General features: G+C 51.5%; 21 protein-coding genes. 6 read left to right on the plus strand and 15 right to left on the minus strand.

Annotated elements, in window-relative coordinates:
• Positions 1-51: 51 nt before the first annotated feature.
• Positions 52-1,893, minus strand: a complete 1,842-nt coding sequence (gene ftsH, locus DTHIO_RS11570) for an ATP-dependent zinc metalloprotease FtsH (protein WP_008870484.1) — start codon at positions 1,891-1,893, stop codon at positions 52-54.
• A gap of 493 nt (positions 1,894-2,386) precedes the next feature.
• On the opposite strand from ftsH, the gene DTHIO_RS11580 reads away from it, so the two are divergent.
• From DTHIO_RS11580 to DTHIO_RS21450, 3 genes are all read left to right on the plus strand, one after another.
• Positions 2,387-3,160, plus strand: a complete 774-nt coding sequence (locus DTHIO_RS11580) for a MogA/MoaB family molybdenum cofactor biosynthesis protein (RefSeq protein WP_008870485.1) — start codon at positions 2,387-2,389, stop codon at positions 3,158-3,160.
• Between the two features lie 302 nt (positions 3,161-3,462).
• Entirely contained in the window at positions 3,463-6,546 is a 3,084-nt protein-coding gene (locus tag DTHIO_RS11585; protein ID WP_008870486.1) for a UvrD-helicase domain-containing protein, read from the plus strand.
• A 52-nt stretch (positions 6,547-6,598) separates the two neighbouring features.
• On the plus strand, positions 6,599-6,757 hold the full coding sequence (locus DTHIO_RS21450) for a hypothetical protein (protein ID WP_153305071.1): 159 nt from the start codon (positions 6,599-6,601) through the stop codon (positions 6,755-6,757).
• A gap of 40 nt (positions 6,758-6,797) precedes the next feature.
• On the opposite strand, the gene DTHIO_RS11590 is transcribed toward DTHIO_RS21450, so the two are convergent.
• Positions 6,798-7,163, minus strand: a complete 366-nt coding sequence (locus DTHIO_RS11590; protein ID WP_008870488.1) for a PIN domain-containing protein — start codon at positions 7,161-7,163, stop codon at positions 6,798-6,800.
• Positions 7,160-7,375: a ribbon-helix-helix protein, CopG family gene (locus DTHIO_RS11595; protein ID WP_008870489.1), complete on the minus strand. Its 216-nt coding sequence runs from the start codon at positions 7,373-7,375 to the stop codon at positions 7,160-7,162. Before DTHIO_RS11595 ends, DTHIO_RS11590 begins: the two co-directional genes overlap by 4 nt.
• Positions 7,376-7,691: 316 nt before the next feature.
• Between DTHIO_RS11595 and relB the strand changes: the two genes are divergently transcribed.
• The 3 genes from relB (at position 7,692) to DTHIO_RS11615 (ending at position 8,517) form a co-directional block, all read left to right on the plus strand.
• Positions 7,692-7,907, plus strand: a complete 216-nt coding sequence (gene relB / locus DTHIO_RS11605; RefSeq protein WP_008870490.1) for a type II toxin-antitoxin system RelB family antitoxin — start codon at positions 7,692-7,694, stop codon at positions 7,905-7,907.
• Positions 7,891-8,160, plus strand: coding sequence for a type II toxin-antitoxin system RelE family toxin (locus tag DTHIO_RS11610; RefSeq protein WP_008870491.1), 270 nt, complete (start codon positions 7,891-7,893; stop codon positions 8,158-8,160). Before relB ends, DTHIO_RS11610 begins: the two co-directional genes overlap by 17 nt.
• Before the next feature lie 186 nt (positions 8,161-8,346).
• Complete coding sequence (locus DTHIO_RS11615) at positions 8,347-8,517, plus strand: hypothetical protein (RefSeq protein WP_008870492.1); 171 nt, start codon at positions 8,347-8,349, stop codon at positions 8,515-8,517.
• Between the two features lie 248 nt (positions 8,518-8,765).
• Here the strand turns inward: DTHIO_RS11615 and DTHIO_RS11620 are convergent, their stop codons facing one another.
• The 12 genes from DTHIO_RS11620 to DTHIO_RS11675 form a co-directional block, all read right to left on the minus strand.
• A complete protein-coding gene (locus tag DTHIO_RS11620; protein ID WP_040418577.1) occupies positions 8,766-9,014 on the minus strand; it encodes a hypothetical protein in 249 nt (82 codons plus the stop codon).
• 407 nt (positions 9,015-9,421) lie between these two features.
• Positions 9,422-10,783 (minus strand): ATP-binding protein, encoded by a 1,362-nt coding sequence (locus tag DTHIO_RS11630; protein WP_008870495.1) that lies wholly within the window; start codon positions 10,781-10,783, stop codon positions 9,422-9,424.
• Positions 10,784-11,022: 239 nt separating this feature from the next.
• Positions 11,023-12,207, minus strand: coding sequence for an ATP-binding protein (locus DTHIO_RS11635; RefSeq protein WP_008870496.1), 1,185 nt, complete (start codon positions 12,205-12,207; stop codon positions 11,023-11,025).
• 393 nt (positions 12,208-12,600) lie between these two features.
• Positions 12,601-13,785, minus strand: a complete 1,185-nt coding sequence (locus DTHIO_RS11640) for an ATP-binding protein (protein ID WP_008870497.1) — start codon at positions 13,783-13,785, stop codon at positions 12,601-12,603.
• A 350-nt stretch (positions 13,786-14,135) separates the two neighbouring features.
• Positions 14,136-14,348, minus strand: coding sequence for a hypothetical protein (locus DTHIO_RS11645; RefSeq protein WP_008870498.1), 213 nt, complete (start codon positions 14,346-14,348; stop codon positions 14,136-14,138).
• Positions 14,345-14,692, minus strand: a complete 348-nt coding sequence (locus DTHIO_RS11650; protein WP_208596406.1) for a PIN domain-containing protein — start codon at positions 14,690-14,692, stop codon at positions 14,345-14,347. The genes DTHIO_RS11645 and DTHIO_RS11650 overlap by 4 nt, the downstream gene beginning before the upstream one ends.
• A gap of 843 nt (positions 14,693-15,535) precedes the next feature.
• Complete coding sequence (locus DTHIO_RS11655; RefSeq protein WP_008870500.1) at positions 15,536-15,781, minus strand: CopG family antitoxin; 246 nt, start codon at positions 15,779-15,781, stop codon at positions 15,536-15,538.
• Positions 15,768-16,055, minus strand: a complete 288-nt coding sequence (locus DTHIO_RS11660; RefSeq protein WP_008870501.1) for a BrnT family toxin — start codon at positions 16,053-16,055, stop codon at positions 15,768-15,770. The genes DTHIO_RS11655 and DTHIO_RS11660 overlap by 14 nt, the downstream gene beginning before the upstream one ends.
• Positions 16,056-16,190: 135 nt before the next feature.
• A complete protein-coding gene (locus tag DTHIO_RS11665) occupies positions 16,191-16,346 on the minus strand; it encodes an SEC-C metal-binding domain-containing protein (RefSeq protein WP_144311525.1) in 156 nt (51 codons plus the stop codon).
• 95 nt (positions 16,347-16,441) lie between these two features.
• Positions 16,442-16,996, minus strand: coding sequence for an ISAs1 family transposase (locus DTHIO_RS20545; protein WP_279614624.1), 555 nt, complete (start codon positions 16,994-16,996; stop codon positions 16,442-16,444).
• A gap of 171 nt (positions 16,997-17,167) precedes the next feature.
• Positions 17,168-18,760, minus strand: coding sequence for an IS66 family transposase (tnpC, locus tag DTHIO_RS11670; RefSeq protein WP_008869713.1), 1,593 nt, complete (start codon positions 18,758-18,760; stop codon positions 17,168-17,170).
• On the minus strand, positions 18,757-19,663 hold a 907-nt coding region (locus DTHIO_RS11675), incomplete at its 5' end, for a Druantia anti-phage system protein DruA (protein WP_244156357.1). The genes tnpC and DTHIO_RS11675, both read right to left, overlap by 4 nt.

Below are 19,663 nucleotides of genomic sequence, written 5' to 3' on the forward strand. Positions count from 1 at the left end.
AAGCATGGGGCGTGGGGCATGGAGAAGAGTCCAGGCCCCATGCTCCGTGCCCTAAGCTTTTTTCCCTTCAACTATGGCGTACACGGTTTCTCCGGAAACCTCGTCATTCTGCATCAAGGATTCGGCCAGTTCGTCCATAGCCTGCCTGCGGGAGGATAACACCTCGTTTGCCCGCTCGTAAGCCTTTTTCAGAATGGCTTCTACTTCCAGGTCAATTTTCTGGGCGGTGGATTCGCTGTATTCCCTGGTTTTGCCCAGATCCTCTCCCAGGAAGATTTCCTTGCCCGGCCCGCCTGGCGCCATATGCTCGAAGGCCTCGCTCATTCCCCATTCCATGACCATTCTGCGTGCTATTTTGGTGGCTTCCTGCAGGTCGTTGGCCGCCCCGCTGGTGGCGGTGGAAAAAACCTGGACCTCGGCGCAGCGTCCGCCCATCATCACCGCCAGGCGGTCCAGCAGATATTCCCGGGCAAAAATGTACTGTTCCCGGTCCGGAAACTGCTGTGTAGCTCCCATGGACTGACTTCTGGGTACGATTGAGACCTTGTATACCGGGTCCGCATGGGGCAGTACCGCTCCCACAATGGCGTGCCCGGCTTCATGGTAAGCCACCATGCGCTTTTCTTCATGAGTCATGACCAGTCCGTGGCGCTTCAGGCCCATGAGGATCTTGTCTCTGGCCGTTTCAATGTCCTGGCTGTTAATATGGCTGCGGCCGTCCCTGGCCGCCATAAGGGCGGCCTCGTTCATGAGGTTTTCCAGGTCCGCCCCGGAAAAACCGGGAGTTTCCCTGGCCAGGCGTTCCAGGTCCACATCCTGGCCAAGCTGTTTATTTTTGGAATGCACCTGAAGAAGCTCCACACGGTCCTGGACCGTGGGCAGATCCACCAGGATACGCCGGTCGAATCTTCCTGGTCTGGTCAGGGCAGGGTCCAGGATGTCCGGACGGTTGGTGGAGGTCATGACCACGATGTTTTCATGTTCTTCAAAACCGTCCAGTTCCCCCAGAAGCTGGTTCAGGGTCTGCTCCCGCTCGTCATGGCCTCCGCCCATTCCTGAACCGCGCCTGCGGCCTATGGCGTCAATCTCGTCAATGTAGATAATGCTCGGGGCGTTTTGCCTGGCTTCTTCAAACAGGTTGCGCACCCTCTTGGCTCCCACTCCCACAAACATTTCCATGAAGTCCGATCCGGTGATACTTAAAAAGGAGACCCCGGACTCGCCGGCCACCGCCTTGGCCAGAAGTGTCTTGCCTGTGCCGGGCGGGCCCACAAGTATTACTCCCCGGGGAACCTTGCCCCCCATTTCGTGGATTTTCCCGGGATCCTTGAGGTAGTCCACAACTTCCATGAGTTCCACCTTGGCCTCCCTGGCTCCGGCCACGTCCTGGAAGGTGGTGCTCTGCTTGCCCTGGTCGAATTTTTTGGCCTGGCTTTTGCCGAGACCGAACATCCCGCCTCCGCCCTGCATTTTTCTGTACTGGGAATAAATAAGCAGCGCGATAAGGAGCAAGGGTATGGTGGAAAGAAGCAGATACCAGAAGATGGGACTTCGCTCCGGCTGGGTATAGACCTGGATGTCCTTTTCCTGGAGAAGGGGCATGAGCTGGTCATCTCCAAAGGCCGGGGTATAGGTCACAAAATCGGTATAGGTGATATCATCCTTTTCCACTTCTTCATGTACCGAGCCTTCAATCCTGTCCCCGCGCACGGTGACTTCCTCCACGTTGTCCTCGCGCAGCTGAGCCAGGAAGTCGCTGTAGCTGATTTGCGCCGGCTGCCACATGGGGCCTGCAAAATTCCAGAAAAGCAGGACCAGAAACAATAAAATCAGAACATGCAGAAAAGTATCGTTTCGAAAATCGGGTTTTTGCTGTTTTTGCTTGTCTTGCATAAATAACTCCTTTGTAAAACATACGTGCATCAGTTGCTGATTTCAAGCAAGGATTGTGGGTTAGTAATTCGGGATTGGGGGATTCAGGGATTCAGGGATTGGGGGATTGGGGAATTCAGGAATTGTGGGATTGGGGAATTCAGGGATTGGGGGAATTGAGGGATTGGGGGATTGGGGGATTGGGGAATTCAGGAATTGTGGGATTGGGGAATTCAGGGATTGGGGGAATTGAGGGATTGGGGGATTGGGGGATTGGGGAATTCAGGAATTGTGGGATTGGGGAATTCAGGGATTCAGGGATTGAGGGATTGGGGGATTGGGGGATTCAGGGAATTGGGGAGTTGAGGGGGTGGGGGTTATTGTGGGCCGGGGTGTGGATTCGGTGCTTGATCCGGGACAGGGTTTTCTCTATTCTGCCGTTTGTGCTGGAAACATATGCTGTCTGTTGCGGGAACAGGAAAGCCGGACGGGTAAAAAATACGGGAGAGCGGGCATGTTGGTTATCCAAGGTAAAGGAAAAATTGCTGCTGGAAAAACCTTAGTTCTGGGGCCGCCGGGTGCAGTGGGAGTGCGCGGCACTTACACAGGTGATGATCCGGTGCTTAGAGCACTGCGGGCCGGGGTCTTTCTGCAGCGGGATATTCCTGTTTTTCAGGTGCTGGATAAGCCCTGGATAAACGGGGACGGTGAGACAGGCTTTCTGGGAATTGTTCTCCAGGCCCTGGCGGATGTGGACCTGGAAGAAAGTCCTGAGCTGCGGGTCAAGTGCCGGGGAAGATCCCTGGCCTGGATAACCCTGAGCGACAAGGGGGCCAGGGGGGAGCGTACAGACACCAGCGGCCCCATGATCCGGGAGACCGCAGAAAAAGGGCTTTCTCTTACTCTTTGCAGGGGCTGGGTTATACCCGATGATGCTTATCTTCTACGTTCGCTTCTGCAGCACCTGGCTTTTAATTCCGGTTTTGACCTGATAGTCACCACCGGCGGCACCGGACTCGGGCCACGGGATATCACCCCCGAGGTGACCGGTCATGCAGTAGAAAAGCGCCTGCCGGGATTCGAGCAGGCCATGATGGCCGCCTCCCTGCAGAAGACCCCGCATGCAGCTATCTCCCGGGCGGTAGCCGGCACCCTGGATCAAAGCATCATTTTAAACCTCCCGGGAAGTCCCAGGGGGGTCAAAGAAAACCTGGAAGCAGTGTTGCCGGCCATGGAGCATGCCCTGGCCAAGCTGCAGGGGGATGTCGCCGACTGTGCTTCGACCTGAATCCGTGAAAACAGGCTCCGGAATTTGTCAAAAAGGCCGCAAAGACTCACTCCAAGGCAGACTAAATCAAAATCCCGGCCTTGCCCGGTCTAACATGCTGCGGGAACTCCAAAAACTTATATAATTTAAATCAGATAATTAAAGGATTTTGATTAAGTCTGCCTAAGTCGCTCAGACAGTTTGCGGCCATTTTGCCAAACCCCGGAGCCTGCAAGGATATATGTCGAAAAGTATACTTAACGAATTCAGGCTGCGAAATAGAAGCCTGATTTTTATCGGGCAAACTAATTAGCGTGGAAACTATGGATACATTTCTGGCTGATCTGCACATACATTCCTGTTATTCCCGGGCCACCAGCAAAAGCCTTGATCCTCCAAGCCTGGCCGCCTGGGCCGCGGCCAAGGGCATCCATGTGGTGGGCACCGGCGATTTCACCCATCCCGGCTGGGTGCAGATGCTCAGAGAACACCTGGTCCAGGGGGAAGACGGTCTGCTCTGCCTGCGTGAAAAAAGCGACCTGTCCTCATATATACCCGGCTTTGAGCAAAGGCTGGAGGCAAAAACAAGGTTCATGCTTTCAGCGGAGATAAGCTCCATCTACAAGCAGGGGGGCAGGGTGCGCAAAATTCACAACCTGGTTTTTTTCCCGGGATTTGAACAGGCGGAAAAATTCAACAGCAAGCTGGAGCGCATCGGCAACCTCAAGGCCGACGGACGGCCCATACTGGGCCTGGATTCCAGGAGCCTTCTGGAGATGGTTCTGGATACAGACCCCTGGGGTTTTGTAATCCCGGCCCATATATGGACGCCCTGGTTTTCCCTTTTTGGTTCCAAGTCCGGGTTCGACAGCCTGGAAGAGTGTTTCGGGGACCTGGCGGGCTATATTTTCGCCCTGGAAACAGGATTGTCTTCTGATCCGGAAATGAACTGGATGTGGAGCAAGCTGGACCGGTTTGCCATGGTGTCCAATTCTGATGCACACAGCGCTGAAAACCTGGGCCGGGAAGTGAATCTTTTCCAGGGAGAAATGAGTTACGAGGGCATGTTTCGGGCCCTGCGCCGGGAGGGTCTGGGGAACAGGTTTCTGGGGACCCTGGAATTTTATCCTGAAGAGGGCAAGTATCACCTGGACGGACACCGCAAGTGCGGGGTGGTCATGGATCCCAGACAGACCATGGCCCACAGGGGGAAGTGTCCGGTGTGCGGCAAGGATATCACTGTAGGCGTACTCAACAGGGTCATGGCCATGGCTGACCGGGAGGAGCCCAGCCGACCTGATTATCAGCCGGGGTTTTCCTCGGTGATCCCTTTAAAGGAGATAATTTCAGAGATCCTGGGGGTCGGGCCCAAAACCAAGAAGGTGCAGAGCTTTTACAACAGCCTGGTACACAGGTTCGGTCCGGAGCTGCAGATACTGCAGAACGTGCCGGTGGAAGATCTGGGCAGATTCAACAGCCCTCTGGGCAAGGGCATTGCCAGGATGCGCACCGGAGAGGTTATCCGTCAGCCCGGATATGACGGGGAATACGGTGTGGTCAGGGTGTTTACCGACACTGAAAGGCAGGAGTTCAAAAAGGGCAAAAGACTCATGCCTGTAGCTGAAGACAACCGGAAACAGGAATATAAGCGCATAAAGTCCGTGCAGGAAGACCCTGAGAGTGCTGCCCGGGTCCAGGAAAAACACCTGGAATTCAATGCCGCCCAGCAGCAGGCCATTGAGGCCGGTCCGGAGCCCGTTCTGGTCATGGCCGGTCCGGGCACGGGCAAGACTCAGACCCTCATGGGCAAAGTAAGCAGGCTTCTTGAGCAGGAGGTAAATCCAAGGCATATCCTGGTGCTGACTTTTACCCGCAAAGCGGCCAGAGAGCTCAAGGATCGCCTAATAAGCATCCATGGAGACGATCAGGCCCTGCCCCGGGCGGAAACCATGCATGCCATGGCCTTTGAGCACTGGAAAAGGGTCTATGGAGAGGAACCGCTTATCCTGGGTGAAGAAGAGGCCTTCAAGGTGTTTGCAGAATCCAGTCCGGATCTCAAGGGTTCTGCACTGAAAAAGGCCTGGCAGGAGACAGGGGCGGCCAGGGAACAGCTTCTGGCATTGCCTGCTGCCGGAGAGAACTACAATCGACAGAAGCAGGACTGGAACCAGGTTGACTATGCCGATCTGCTGGAGTTCTGGCTTCAGGAGCTGCAAAGCGGCAAATTTGTCCGACCCTACACCCATGTACTGGTGGACGAGATTCAGGACCTGTCCCGGCTGCAGCTGGAGATAATCAGGGAACTGCTCCCGGAGAAAGGGGAGGGATTTTTCGGCATCGGCGATCCCAGGCAGTCCATCTACGGCTTTCGCGGCGCAGTTGGGGATGTGCCGCAGGTGCTTCGTTCCTTCTGGCCGGACCTGCAGGTTGTAAGCCTCAAGGAAAACTACCGTTCGTCCCGGGGTATCCTGGAGCTGTCCCAGGGTCTTTTTCCAGAAGACGCAAGCCTTGAGGCCAAAGTAGCCCTTCCGGCCGGCATGACCCTGTACCGGGCTGCCGAGGGAGTGCAGGAGGCCCACTGGGTGGGGCAGAGAATCAGTGAACTCCTGGGAGGTACGGGGCACTGGCAGATGGACGGGCAGACTGAGCCCTCAGGCCTGGCCCCGGAGGATATAGCCATTCTGGTGCGCTTCAAGGCCCTGGGCACTGTCCTGGAAAAAGAGCTGCACCGAATGGGCATACCGGTCTGTGTGCCCCAACAGGAGCCGTTTTACCAGGATCACAGGGTGGAGCTTATCCTCAAGGCGGCGTCCCGGGTGCTTGGGGTCAGCTGGAGCCAAGAGGTGTTTGAATGTCCGGAAAAGGTACTGGCTAAAGGCCCCCTTGGCCTGGCTGCTTATCTCGGGGACGTGCCTCCTTTTGACAGGTTTTTCTGGCAGAGCAGGGCCTTCAGGGAGCTGGAAAAGCAGTACAGGGAAAAAGGAGGCTGGGCAGGTCTTATTAACCATATCCGCCTGGAAAGCGAGCTGGATCAGGCGGAAATGAAGAGCAGAAAGGTCAAGATTCTGACCATGCACGCGGCCAAGGGCCTGGAGTTTGAAGCCGTGTTTCTGCCGTGCCTGGAGGACGGGATTGTGCCTTTCGCCGGCATGGATTTTCTGCTGGGCAAGCCAGCTCAGGCAGAGCACAAAAGCGATGAGCTTGAAGAAAGAAGGCTTTTTTATGTGGCGCTCACCAGGGCCAGGCGGCATCTCTATCTAAGCCTCGCCGGAAGCAGGAAAGTTTATGGTCGGCTGCTCAGGCTGAAGGAGTCCAGATTTTTATCCATGCTTGACCTGACAGGGGTACATAAGACCAGGGCCAGGATCTGTAAAACTAAAAGGGAAAAGAGGCCCAGACTTTTTTAGTCCGGTTTGAGTGCGCAGGCGCTTCTCCAGGGTGGCAGGTGCAAAGAGGGGTATGCGTTTAGCGCAGGAGGAAGTTGTAGAAGAACTTTTCGTAGAGCGTACAGACCCTTTGAGCCATGACCGGCCTGAACCCTGCGCTCCTGAGACGACAATAGACATGCAGGGGGTTAAAATGATGCTGAATAAAACATTTGACTTTTTTCATATTTAAATATCAGCAATAAGCATGCCTTAATCTCTGAAAAGTGTACTTATATGAAAAAAACAAAAAAATCAAGTCTTTTGTTGGATCCTGAATCGGGATTAAAAAGGTTTGGGGATTGGGGGATTGCCTCCACATTTCCTGGTGAAACCAGGCCAAGGATCACCAGATCGTCCGGATCGCGGCAGCTTTCCGGATCAACTGCCGAGGGTGTCACGGTTTCTGCATTATTGCGCAGCAATTGCAGGTACTCGGCAACAACAGGAGCAGGGACATTGATTTTGAATCGCAGCTTTTCGAGGCCTTCGCAGATGATGAGCTGATGTTGTTCCAGGCAAAGCTCAAAAACCGCCTCGCAAACCCCGCGGGCGGCTGCAGCCGCGATAATGACGTTGGCATCAAGAACAACCCTCATGACAGGGCCTTGAATACATCCTCGTCAGTCAGCAGGCCTTGTGCCTCGGCAAAGGGCAAAATCTTCCCGCGCACAGAGCGAAATTTTTCCACTGCGATATAACGTTTCAGCGATTCCCGGACAATATCGCTGACCGCCCTGTTTTCTGCACGGCTGAGCTGGTCAAGCTCGTTTTTCATGCTTTCCGGCAGGCGAACAGTAAGTGTAGTCATGGCTGGCCCTCCTGCTGAATGGTTACCGTGAGGAATATTTCCAGGGCACTGAGAAGCAGGCGGCGCAGCTGCATCTCACCTGGTCCCGGCCGGAAATGCAGGGTATCCCTCCAAAAAAGCCCCGGAGATGGTCTTTTTGCAGGTAAAAATTGACATGCCAGGGCCGGCTGTCATTTTTGAAGGCTGTACCTGGGCAACATAAGATGGTTTTTTGCTCCAGCCCCGGAAAACTGCAACACAAATAAATTGTGGCATAAACATCCAGTCATTGACAACTAGCCGCTATATGCTATATTTGTATAGCAGGAGGCTTAAAATGCTGGCTATCAGACTGCCTGAAGAAATAGAAAAAAGACTGGGTGATCTGGCTGAAAAAACCGGAAGAACAAAATCATTTTATGCCCGGGAAGCAATCATGGAGCACCTGGAAGATCTGGAAGACTATTACCTGGCTGTGCACAGGCTGGAGAATCCCCCGGAAAGGGTCTGGTCGTTAGAGGAGCTGGAGCAGGGAATTGATCTGGAGAGTTGAATTTGACGACCGGGCCAGAAAAGAGCTGCGCAGGCTGGATCGGCAGGCGCAGGCCAATATCCTTCGTTATCTACGTGACCGGATTTGCACACCTGAAGATCCCCGCCGCTTTGGAGATCCTCTGCGCAAAAATATGTCTGGATTCTGGAAATACCGCACAGGACCATACCGGATTATCTGCGACATCCAGGAATGTGTGGTCACGGTCCGGATTGTACGCATTGGTCACCGCAAAAATATTTATACAACCTGATAATTCCCTTGTGGGACAGTGTGCTCCCAGAATCTCAATGCCGATAGGCTCCCCACGGTTATTTAGCTGCGCCGTTTTGTTTGAACTGACCTCAATGATTCCGTCATCAGTGGTCAAAAAGTAATCTGCTCCGGCTTGACTTGGCGTGCTTAAAGTAGCACACCTTGTGTTCCAAGGAGAGAAATTATGCCGACAAAAAATCCCAGAATAAATGTTGTCCTGGAAAGTGGACTGTATTCAGCCGTAAGCGATCTTGCAAAGCAGGAAGGTATATCAAAATCAATGGCTATCCGGGATCTGGTAAAAGAAGCCATGGAGCTAAGGGAAGATGTAGCCTTGACAGCTCTGGCTGAATAAAGAGAACTGACATTCAATCCGGATACCTCCTTAAGCCATGAACAAGTATGGGGTTAAATACCATCCAGCTGTGAAGTCCGAGGACTTGCCCCGCTTAGGCTCTGATATCAAATCATGGATCAGGAGGACCATTGAGGAAAAATTAACGCAAGCTCCCCAGGAGTACGGTCTTACTTTGTATCGGTCAGCAGGCAGAAACTGGCTCAAATAGACATGATAGACAGGCAGGGTCTTCCTTTGAATATCATTCAGCGGATAAACCACTGATCCAGATGGCCCGCATACATGAGAATAAAGATCCTGCCATCTTCGGACCTGATACGGAAGTAATCAATGACCGGCTGCTTCGGATCAACCCCTCCCTCATACCAGCGGGCTATTATCTCTGCTGCTTCCAGCCTTGCGCTCTCAAAGACAAAGGCAACCGGGTATTCATCGGCCTTATGACCGCTGCGGCACTCAACCTGAGTCTTCTGGAATTCATGTTTTGACGGCAATGTCCCAGCTCTTCCGGTACGCAGATCTCCAGATTTTCCAGGGTGTTTTCCGGTTGTTAAACCGGAAGGATCAGCCCGCTGCCCCGCTTTGACTCTCATATAAGAAAAACTGCTCTTTCTGAAAAGGGAAATCTTAAAACAGCCATTCCGGTATCAAAATGGCTGTTTTAAGGCCAAAAATCAGGCCTTATTAAGAAAGTTACGTTGTTTATCCAATAAGCTGACCGGGTCCGACCCAGGATCCAGCGTAGTCCAGCATCTGTCCCACGACCTCTCTGCGGATTCGCGTGTCGCTGCTGCGTTTGACTTCAACCAGGGTGGGAACGCCGTCCTGATCAAAAAAGAGGTGGTCCAGAGACCACCTGCCGGATCCTTATTGGCGATTCTGATCCCTGTTTCCAGGATCATCAGGCTCTGAAAAGTCTGCTCTCTGGCAGGCGCCCGGCTGTGTATCCATGCTCATCCTGATTGTCATCCCGGGACAGTGCCCATTTCCAGAAGGGCAGTATATCTACCCTCTTGTTGCTTTTGCATTCTTCTCCCAGTTCTGAAGCGGTGATGACCAGCCCCCGGTCAAGACCCTCTTCATCCATGGCCTGACTCAGGGCATCCATTTCGCGCTTTCTGGTTGTCTTATCGTACATGTTCAGGCAGACCTGTATCAACTGTTTTCGCCCCTCAGGGGACACAGCCAGAAAGTCTGTTTCCTGCCTCCCCTTTATATACATCACTTTGTTTTCCCGCCGGACAAGTTCAATAAAAACCATATTTTCCAGGATACGGCCCTGATCCCGGGTCAGTCCGGTCGATGCCATCCAGAAGAATCCCTGGTCCAGCACGTAGACCTTTCTGGGGTTGATCTGCCGCTTTCTGACGGAAGCACTTCTGACAGGCACAAAATAAAAGAGCATAGCCTCTTCCAGGTAGCTGAAATAATCATACAGCGTATCCCTGGACAGGGCGTGTCCCTGGCTTTTAAGGGTATTGAACAGTCTGTTCACTGATACCAGGCCGGACATGTTATACAGGAGCATGTTCAGGACGTGCCTGAAAAGGGTGGTGTTTTTCACGTCAAAGCGCTCCACAATGTCCCGGTAAAGCATGAGGTCCAGATAATCGCGCAGAGTGCGTCTCTTCAGGCTTTCAGGCATGGACACAATCTCGGGGAACCCTCCGTAACGCATGTATTGTTCCTGCCGGTTCCCCCATGCCGCAACAGCCCGGGAGGAAAAGGCATCAGACAGATCACTGCCGTGGAACAGGCCGTATTCAGGAAGAGACAAAGGCATCACCCGAAAGCTCAAGGTCCTTCCCCGCAGGACAGTGGACAATTCCCGGTCAAGCATGGATGATGAAGAGCCGGTCACAAACACGTACATCCGTTCAGAATCCAGCACCCTGCGCACAAACCTGTCCCATCCGGGTACTGCCTGCACTTCGTCCAGAAAAAGATAAGTATCCCGGTCCTTCTTCTCCGGCCACATTTCAAAGTAGGCCTGAAGCAGGGATTCCAGCCCCGGAGTCTCCAGTCCGAACAGTCGGTTGTCTTCCAGGTTGACGCTGATGATATCGGTGGACTCAATACCTTGCTTGAGCAGGTCCTGGATCATGGCCTGAAAGAGGAAAGTCTTTCCGCTGCGTCTTGGACCGGTCAGGGCGATGACCTTGCCTCTGACCAGGGGAAAACAGCAGGTCCGGGGCAGAATGCGGGGCTGCTCTGCCTGCTGGGCGTCAAGTATAAGCTGCTTGAATATTTCTTTTAGATCCATTATTACCCTCCCAGCAGGGTAATCATAAGCAAAAAATTACCCTCCATGCAATGTAAAAATCAAAGCTGAAAAATTATTTGCCCCCGTTCCTTGTTGGCCATCCTGGATGGTCATTACACAATTCTTCTTTCATTGCCGGACTAAGAGGCCTGGCCCCAAAGTTCAACAAGGGCTTCTGGAGCAGGCTGTCAGGGTTTCTTGTGCAGCCGGCAGATTTTTGCAGATTGAATCTGCAACTTTCAATCTGCAAAAAAATCGTGGACCCTGCTTCCCAGCCCGCCGATATCTTGAATGGGCCACACCTCCCAGGCAGACCTGCGCTGCGCTTTCCCGCCACCATATACTACCAGCCCACCTTTGATTCTTTCTCCAAGGACATTTTTAAACCGGTCCAGCCCCTGAAAGTAGGCTCTGTTAACGGTTTGTCCGGCCTTGATTTCGATCAGGGCAAGATCATGGCCCCGTTCAATAAACACATCAACTTCGTTGCCTGTACTGTCCCGGCAAAAGTAAAACCGGGGGCGTTTTCCCTGATGATAGCACTGCTTGAAAAGCTCGGCCACAACCATGTTTTCAAAAAGGCTGCCCCGGAGTGGATCCCGGCTTACCTGCTTCTCCTCCTGCAGTCCAAGAAGATAGGATGCCAGGCCAACATCCCAGAAATACAGTTTCGGGGTTTTAACCAGTCGTTTGGAAATGCTGGCATGCCATGGAGGCAGCTGAAATATGATGTAACTGGCTTCAAGAATAGATATCCACTCTCTGGCCGTTGTATGCGATACCCCGGCATCATTGCCCAGGCTGTTCAAGTTCAAAAGCTGGCCGATCCTGCCCGCGCAAAGGCGGACAAACCTCTCGAATGCTCCAGCATTCCTGATCTGCACTATTTGCCGGACATCGCGCTGGACATAAGTTTCAAAATAGTCGGCCATGGCCTGTGTGGGATTAATGCCCATATGGTGCAGGCGGGGATAAAAACCATGCAGAATAAGCCTGTCAGTCTGAGAAACACTCTGGAAAGATTGAATTTCCTGCCAGTCAAAGGGCATAAGAGTCAAGAGTCCTGTCCTGCCTGCCAGGGACTGGCTTAAAGCCTCCCGGACATTAAACTGCTGGCTCCCGGTAAGAATAAACCTTCCAGGGGCAGGATCTTCATCTATAACCGGCTGGAGGTATGACACCAGGTCAGGAACGCGCTGTATCTCATCCAGAACAGCACCGCTGCTGCACTCTGCAAGAAAACCCCGTGGATCGTCTATGGCGAACTGTCTTTCGTCCGGCGCCTCAAGATTGACATACTTTCTATCCGGATAAGCCATCCTGCAGAGCGTGGTTTTTCCACTTTGACGCGGACCGGTCACAGTGACCACCGGATATTTTGCTGCCAGGGAATCAAGTGCCGGTTGAATTGTTCTTTTCTGCATAAAGGTGACAATATGCAAATATCTTGTTAAATGCAAGCTGTACCTTCAATCAGCAGGAAGGTGTCAGTCACTGACCTGACTGGCTGAATACGGGGGGAGCCTTTTCCTGGCTATAACCAGCCTTCCGGATCCCCTGGAGCACTTCCGCTGGAAAACTGATGTTTCTTCAGCCCGGCTTGATTCAAAGCAAGGTCTCCCTCCCATTGAACAGCACCTTTGAGCAATTATCTGCGACATCCAGGAATGTGTGGTCACGGTCCGGATTGTACGCATTGGTCACCGCAAAAATGTTTATGACTGATCCGCCTGCAATCCCGGGCCAAAGTCTGAAAAACAACCATGATTCAGGCGCTTACAACTGTTTAATCAAATGGCTCACCCGGTCCGACCCTATTACAGAGTGTTCCTTCCTGTTCCTGCCAGAAGCGTACATATTTCAAGCAGGCTGATGGCGTCCACGTTTTTATTAAGCGGGTAACGGTCTTTGCCTGGATAGACTGCAAAAGACCGGGAAGGCTTCAAGTCCGCATGGGCAAGATGAAACCCCTTTTCCAGTCGCGGCGACAGGCTGTTTTTAATCTCGACGGCCCAGAGTTCACCTCCGGGAAGCCTCAGCAGCAGGTCTATCTCTGCTCCAGCAGAGGTCCTGAAGAAACTGGCCCGGGTCCGGATTGGAGCAGCGGCGAGAATATTCTCAATCACAAATCCCTCCCAGCTGGCGCCGGCTACCGGATGGCCTGCAAGTTCATTATAGTCGGAGATATCCAGCAGAGCATGCAGCAGGCCTGAGTCTCGAATATAAACTTTTGGTGATTTGACCAGCCGTTTGCCCAGATTGGCATGAAAGGGCGCAAGCCTGCGCACCAGCAGTAAATCAGCGAGCAGGTCAATATACCGGGTAACTGTCTGGGAGCTGACCCCAAGGCTGGCGGCCAGACGGGAGGCGTTGAGCAGGCTCCCCTGAACATGCGCGAGCATGGTCCACAAGCGTTCCATTGTCTGGGCCGGCAGGCGCGGCCCGAAAATGGGAATATCCCGCTCCAGGTAAGTCCGGATAAAGTCCCTTCGCAGGGCAAGGCTTGAGGCGTTATCGTCAGCAAGAAAACTGTCTGGAAATCCTCCGCGAATCCAGAGGTCGAACAATTTCCGGGAATCATCCGCAACCTCCAGCACATCCAGCGGCGACATATCCACATAAGCGATACGGCCGGCCAGGCTTTCCCCGGACTGTCTCAAAAGGTCAACGGAAGCCGAGCCAAGGAGCAGAAACCGGCCGGTTCGCTTTCCAGCTCTTCGGCCTGAGTCTATGATCCCCCTGAGAGACTGAAACAGTTCAGGTGTGCGGTGTATTTCGTCAAGGATTACCAGCTGATCCTCATACCTGCTGAGAAAAAGAACAGGTTCGGTCAATTTCTGGCGATCCGCCGGATTTTCAAGGTCCAGATACAGGGAGGGGAGGGTATTGCCCAGCGTTAAAGCCAGAGTAGTCTTGCCCACTTGACGAGGGCCCATCAGGGCAACTGCGGCCTGCCTCTGCAGTGCCGACTGGATTTCTGGAAGGATGCGTCGATAAATCATGCTTGCAATTTATCCACGACGTGGAAAATTTGCAAGGTTAATTTCAGATATTTTTACATGCAGCAAGCAGATATCGTAATCCATGGCAACAGAAGCAATCATGCAGTCCACTGGTTTACGGATTGTCACCCCCTTCTGCGAAGGGAGCGGTAGACTTCTGCCGCTGATAAAAAAGTTGCCTGTCCCATGGGCAGGAAAACAAGACCGCCAAGGTATTCCCTGGGCTTGATAATATCTTTGCCAGACTACTGCCAGCTGGAAAGAAAGTGCGTAAGGAGGTCGGCAGGATTAGTGGTGCCGGTCAAGGTCTGAGTATGTCCCTGTTGGCTTAAAATATTTCGTGACCGCAATTAATAGCCTTTTTCGGTGTTTTTGTTTCTCAAATCCATTGCCTTCCGACTGATCTCTTCTATACTCAACTCTTCGTCAATGCCTTGCCGCCATTTGGTGTAATCAAACGATTCTCGCTGGATAAGGGCAATAAATCGTTCTGCCTCAACATCACCAAGATGTTGTGCCAGTATCTGAAAACCTTTTTCCTTAATTTCTGTATCATTTATCATATCAACACCTCTTTAATAAACCCAATTGGGTCAGTGACATGTGTATCTTTGATAAGTGTAGCCTTTTTTAGAATTCCGTCATCAGTGGTCAAAAAGTAATCTGCTCCGGCATAAATGGCGCTTGCGATGTGCAGCGTATCTATTTTTTTTATCCCATGTCCTCGAAGAGTTCTCGCTATATCAAGCAATTTTTTATTTTCAACGATCTCTTCTGTTGAGTACTTTCGCCATGTGGAGATCTGATTTCTTCTTTCCCGGAAAGGATTCTTACTGTTTTCATAGTCCAATATATACGACCAAATGAGCTTAAGAGCCCCCTTTCTGATTTCTTCTTGGATTGCCAATTTAGCTTCAGCTTCTAAACGGATACGAAGCTTGGATTGATTATCGTATGGCCGATTGAAACAACAATTGTCAAGATATACTCTCATACCAGATTCACAGCGACTTAAAATTCACCAGAACCGGGGGCAGCCCCCATGCAAATACTATTCTGAATGCAATCCCGGACAAACACCTCTTAGCTGGAAAAGATATGTAAAACATGCATCATGGGAATTGGTCAACTAAAAAGTCATAGGCAAAGTGTAGGGCAAGGGGACAGAGTTGGCAAGAACAGCTCACTGGATGGATGCCAGCTGTTACCATAAAGTTGACCTCAGGATTCATCCAGCCTTTTCATGGAAGAAACTCCATCCCGGGGATTCAGCGGGTAAGTCTTATGTTGTTTACGGAGGAGACACAAATCAGACAAGAACCAACGCCCGGGTGTTTCCTGGAAAAGTCTGGCTGACTTCAATTTTTAATTGTTAATGTAAAAAGCAGGCAACAGGCTGTCAGGGTTTCTTGTGCAGCCGGCAAATTTTTACAACAGATTGAAGCTGCAACTTTCAATCTGCAAAAAAATCCTGGACCCTGTTTCCCAGCCCGCCGATATCTTGAATGGGCCACACCTCCCAGGCAGACCTGCGCTGCGCTTTTCCACCAACATTTCAGGGTCCTGAAGACAGACATTTCCGGGACAATAAGCAGCCAGCGCCGTGGCCCGGCTGCATCTCACCCGGCCCCCCGGCCGGCAATTGGATAACGCTCGAGAAAACGCTGAAGATGATCTTCTGTGGTGTAGGGCTGGTGGGTCATTTCAACGAGGGTATCGTCGTTTTGAATAATGGATGACGGCTGGCACCTCACATGCCGGCTTTTTCTGACAGCCATTCATTGATGAGTGCCTCTTCAGGTTTTTGTAATTCCCTGGCTTTATTTTTGATACAGTCATATAAATCCTGGTCGATTCCAACGTATTTCTTTTTCTTTAAAGAAAACTGGATTTCATAAGTCTCCTCGACATCGTCGAATTCGCCAAAATCGTGTTCATCCCAAAATTCAGAAGCTTCATAGATAGATACATTTTTATTGTTCTTATCTGTTTGCATAACGTCTCCGTTCATTATTGTTCATATCCCGGGCCGTTACTATGAGAGCCCTGTTGTCAAGTTTTCTGATGAAAAATACGGACAAATAACGTCCAGCTTCTGTTTTGCCCAGGGCATTGTACAAATGCTCTCCTTCTACCCTGTCCTTTTCCTTTTTGAATATTCTGCACTTGCCTGACAGGGCCTGCTCAACCTCGGACGGCAAAACAGCATGTTTCCAGGCGAGTTTTTCAACGATTCGCTCCAGCCAGATTATATCTTCGATAATAAACAATATTTAACTCACGTATAGCGATCATTAATCATATTTCAAGCTCGAGCCGATTTACAAGTAAACCAGATATTCAGAGTCAGGTCAAGAAGGGATGAAGAAGCGCGCAGCATAATGTTCCTGATTTTTTTGGCTTGCTTAACCGGTTCCGCAGCACCTTTTATACTTCTGGTTGCTGCCACAGGGACATGGCTCGTTTCTGCCGATTTTCCTGGAAGACCGCTGAAAGGTTCCGGCCTGTTGGTGGCTTAACGCATTGGATTTTCTGTGTTGAGCGAAATGTGCATATATCATGGGAACGCTGACAGTCAGAAAGGCAAGGAGTCTTTCGCGCTTTTCTGCGTCAATGGGCCCGGGCCTTAGCTCCACGGCAAATTTGTTCTCCTTTGTTACGTTCTGTGTTTTTGAGAATTTTTTGTCATCTTGAAATAGTCCAGAACGGGCCTTATTTGTTGGTGCAGGTCTCTCACTTTCTGAGCGATGTCCTTAACTCCTTTGGACTTGAGCAAGCCTATGGCAAAACCTCTCAAGCGATTTGTATTTGCAGGGCCGTTGCCGGTTCTTATTCTGTTTCTGTCTTCGTCATAAGTCCAATCAAGGATATAATGTTTGCTGTTTTCAATACTCCAATGTCCACGATGGATTTGTAATATTCTGGCAGGATCAGCCTTATTTGGATGGTGGCTGGTTACGCCATAAAAAGTGTTTTCACAGACTTTATTGGTTTTTGGGTCATAGCTTTTTTTATGAATGCAAAACGCCTGGCCGACATGGGGAAATTCAAGGTATTCATTTAGCTCAGTGGTAGTCCATATGGAGCGGGTATCTATTCGGCCATGACCTGGTGGATCTTGGAGGCAATAGTCAGGTTCTTTGCGGTGTTCAAAGTAGTTCTTGATGTCGAAGTAGAGAGTGGGCTGGTTTTTTTTGTGTACTTTCGGCAGACGTGCGTAAGCAGATAAATTTCACGGCAGCTGGCGTAGGCTTTGCTTGGAGGGCCAGTTCAGGGGCTGGTCAATTTTCGGTTATCACAGCACAAGTTGAGACACCTCCTCCATGACTCAAGGTCCAGGAGGAGGGTCTGCTGATATTGCGCTGGCTTGGCGTGGAGGAGATTATTCGTTGGGGAGGTTTTCTCGATAGTTCCAGGGCATCCATTTTTGTGGAGCCGCGAGGGCCTCTTCTATGTTTTTCTGAAGCTGGGTCAGGTAGTCAAAGGAGTTCACTTTGTTAAGCTGACAGGTATGAATGAAGCTCATGAACAGATCGCCGATCCTGGCCCCGCGCAGGGTGCGGTAAAATAAAGAATTCTTCCGGTGCTGGATGGCTTTTTTCAGGGCACGTTCGCAGATATTGTTGTCCAGGGGAGCACCTGGTTCTCTCAAAAAAAGAGTCAGAGGATCCCAGTGTTTTTGCATGTAAGCCAGGGCTTTGCCCAATCCTGAATTGGGCTCTACTTTTTTCTCCTCCAGCTGGGCCCAGGCCCAGGACTTGAGTTCGCTCATAACCGGTGCGCTTTCCTGTTGATGCCATACAAGCCGTTCTTGAGCAGACATCTCCTGCTTTTTGGCCATGTCATCATTTTTATAGACAATAGCCAGCTGTTCAATGACATACCGGCACTCATCAGGGAAATTGTCCAGGATATCGACAAAGTTGCGTCTGCCATGGGTCAGGCAATTGGCTAAAATGATCTGTAAGCCCTTGGGAATGTTTCGGGCCAGGGCATCACACATGTGTATTGGCGGGGGCAGGTTGTGGTCTCTTTTTTTGAGAATCTCCTCCAGATTCTCCCCCGCATGCTGTCTGCCGGTGGCAAAGAGAGCAATATGGCGTCCCTGAAGTACAGAGACAATCCCGGTGGTGAACATGCCTTTTCTTTTCGGCCCGGCTTCCTTGTTCTCCTTGATAAGCTGCTGGATTTTCATGTTGGTGTCGTCGTTATGCACGACCTCACCTTGAGCCGCTTGGCGGATGAGTTCATCATACACAGGAAGAAGCTGTGTTCCAGTTTGTTCGACCAGATCCCATTGTGTTGCGGCCGGCAGGGGTATGCCCAGAGATTCCTGGAGCTTTTCCAAGCGATGAAAAGGAAACCCGCTCCCGTACTTCAAGATGGCGATCATGCTCCGGGCAGGTTCGTCGTATTTTTTTTCTCCAATGTCTTCTGGAGGATCTGCGGTGAACACCTCGAGACAGCAGTTACAGCGAAGGCTCTTAAGCTCATGGATCTTGGCTGTAAGTGGAGCTGTGGCTGTAATCCGAATGCGGAACTTCGGTTTTATGGGATAGACTTTTCCTTGACCGCACAAGGGGCAGATATCGCCCGGCTTCAGGGTTTGGTGAGGGTATATGCAATTTGCAGCCCCGGTATAGTCGTCTTTTCCGTTTCGGCCGTGTCCCTTGGGTGGTTTTTCATCAGGAGGCTTTTGCAAAGGATCTTGACTACCCTTCTGGTCCTTGTTTTGCTGGTCATCCTCCTGGAACAGTTTCTTTTTTGTCTCTGAAGAAGCGCCAAAGATCGTGCGCAGGAGACGCTTGATGGAGGCAGCTTTATCGTCCACAGCCTGATGCAAAAGCTGGATGGCTTGGACCAAGGCTTTGATGATATCCAGATCTGTCTCTTCCAGCTCGTTTTTTGATGCGCGCTGTAAAAGGGCGTCGATCTGCTCTTGGTCCAGATCGATGGATTGGACTTTCTTTTTCACCGGTTGAGCCCCCGCAATCGCTTCCGAAAGTCTCGGGTCAGGGGATAGCCCAGGACAGCCTTGAGTGAACGGTTTGCTTTGCCTGTGTGGTCGTTTTTGCCCCGGCCTGTAGTCTGCCCGAGATAGAGCCAGTTGGCTGCAAAATAACAGGTCCCTTTGAAGCGCTCTTGATCAACAAAGGTTTCCAGGTAATATATCGGATGCTTGTAGATGCTCTCCCAGTCCCTTTGCACAATCTTGGTCATTTGGGCCAGGATATGGGAGGCCAAGCAGGAGACCTGGATCCAGGGCAGGATGAGGAACCTGCTGTTGTAGGCAATAAGAAAGAGATTCTTTTCCCTGTCTTTTTGGGTCCAGCCGATGAAATTGTCCCGGACGCCGATATGCCTTGGAGCTGAAGACCAGGAAAGACAGGCTATGGGCTGCTTGTTTGCAAAGACCAGGTACTTGAGGTGCTCGCCCACAGGCTGGGTGTAGCCCAGATAATGATGCTCCTTGAGGAGGCTGGAAAACAGGCCCTCAAAAGGTGTCTTGCGCACCTGTCGAAACTCAAGAGGGGTGATGTCCTTGAGTGAAGATGTAAGTGGGGTTTGATCCACCTGAACCGAGACTGGTTCTTTGCGATTGTACCCAGTGGCAGTTACTTTTTGTGCCGGCGGAAGAATTATGTGCCCCTGTCTGTGCAGGGCCAGCATGAGCCCCCTGCAGACCATGTCCTTGAGTTGGCCGTTTTGCTGGACCCAGTTCCATGCTGTGCAGAGCTTTTTGGACAAGGCCCACCGGCTGTCTCCAGGATGCTCGAAAATGAGCTGTCTGATGAACCGGACATCTTCTTCTGTGATGTCCCTGCCCCTGTATCTCAGTATCGTTTGCATGGGAGGGAATATAGAGGAAAACGGATAG

The organism is Desulfonatronospira thiodismutans ASO3-1 (assembly GCF_000174435.1).
Classification (GTDB): Bacteria; Desulfobacterota; Desulfovibrionia; order Desulfovibrionales; family Desulfonatronovibrionaceae; genus Desulfonatronospira; species Desulfonatronospira thiodismutans.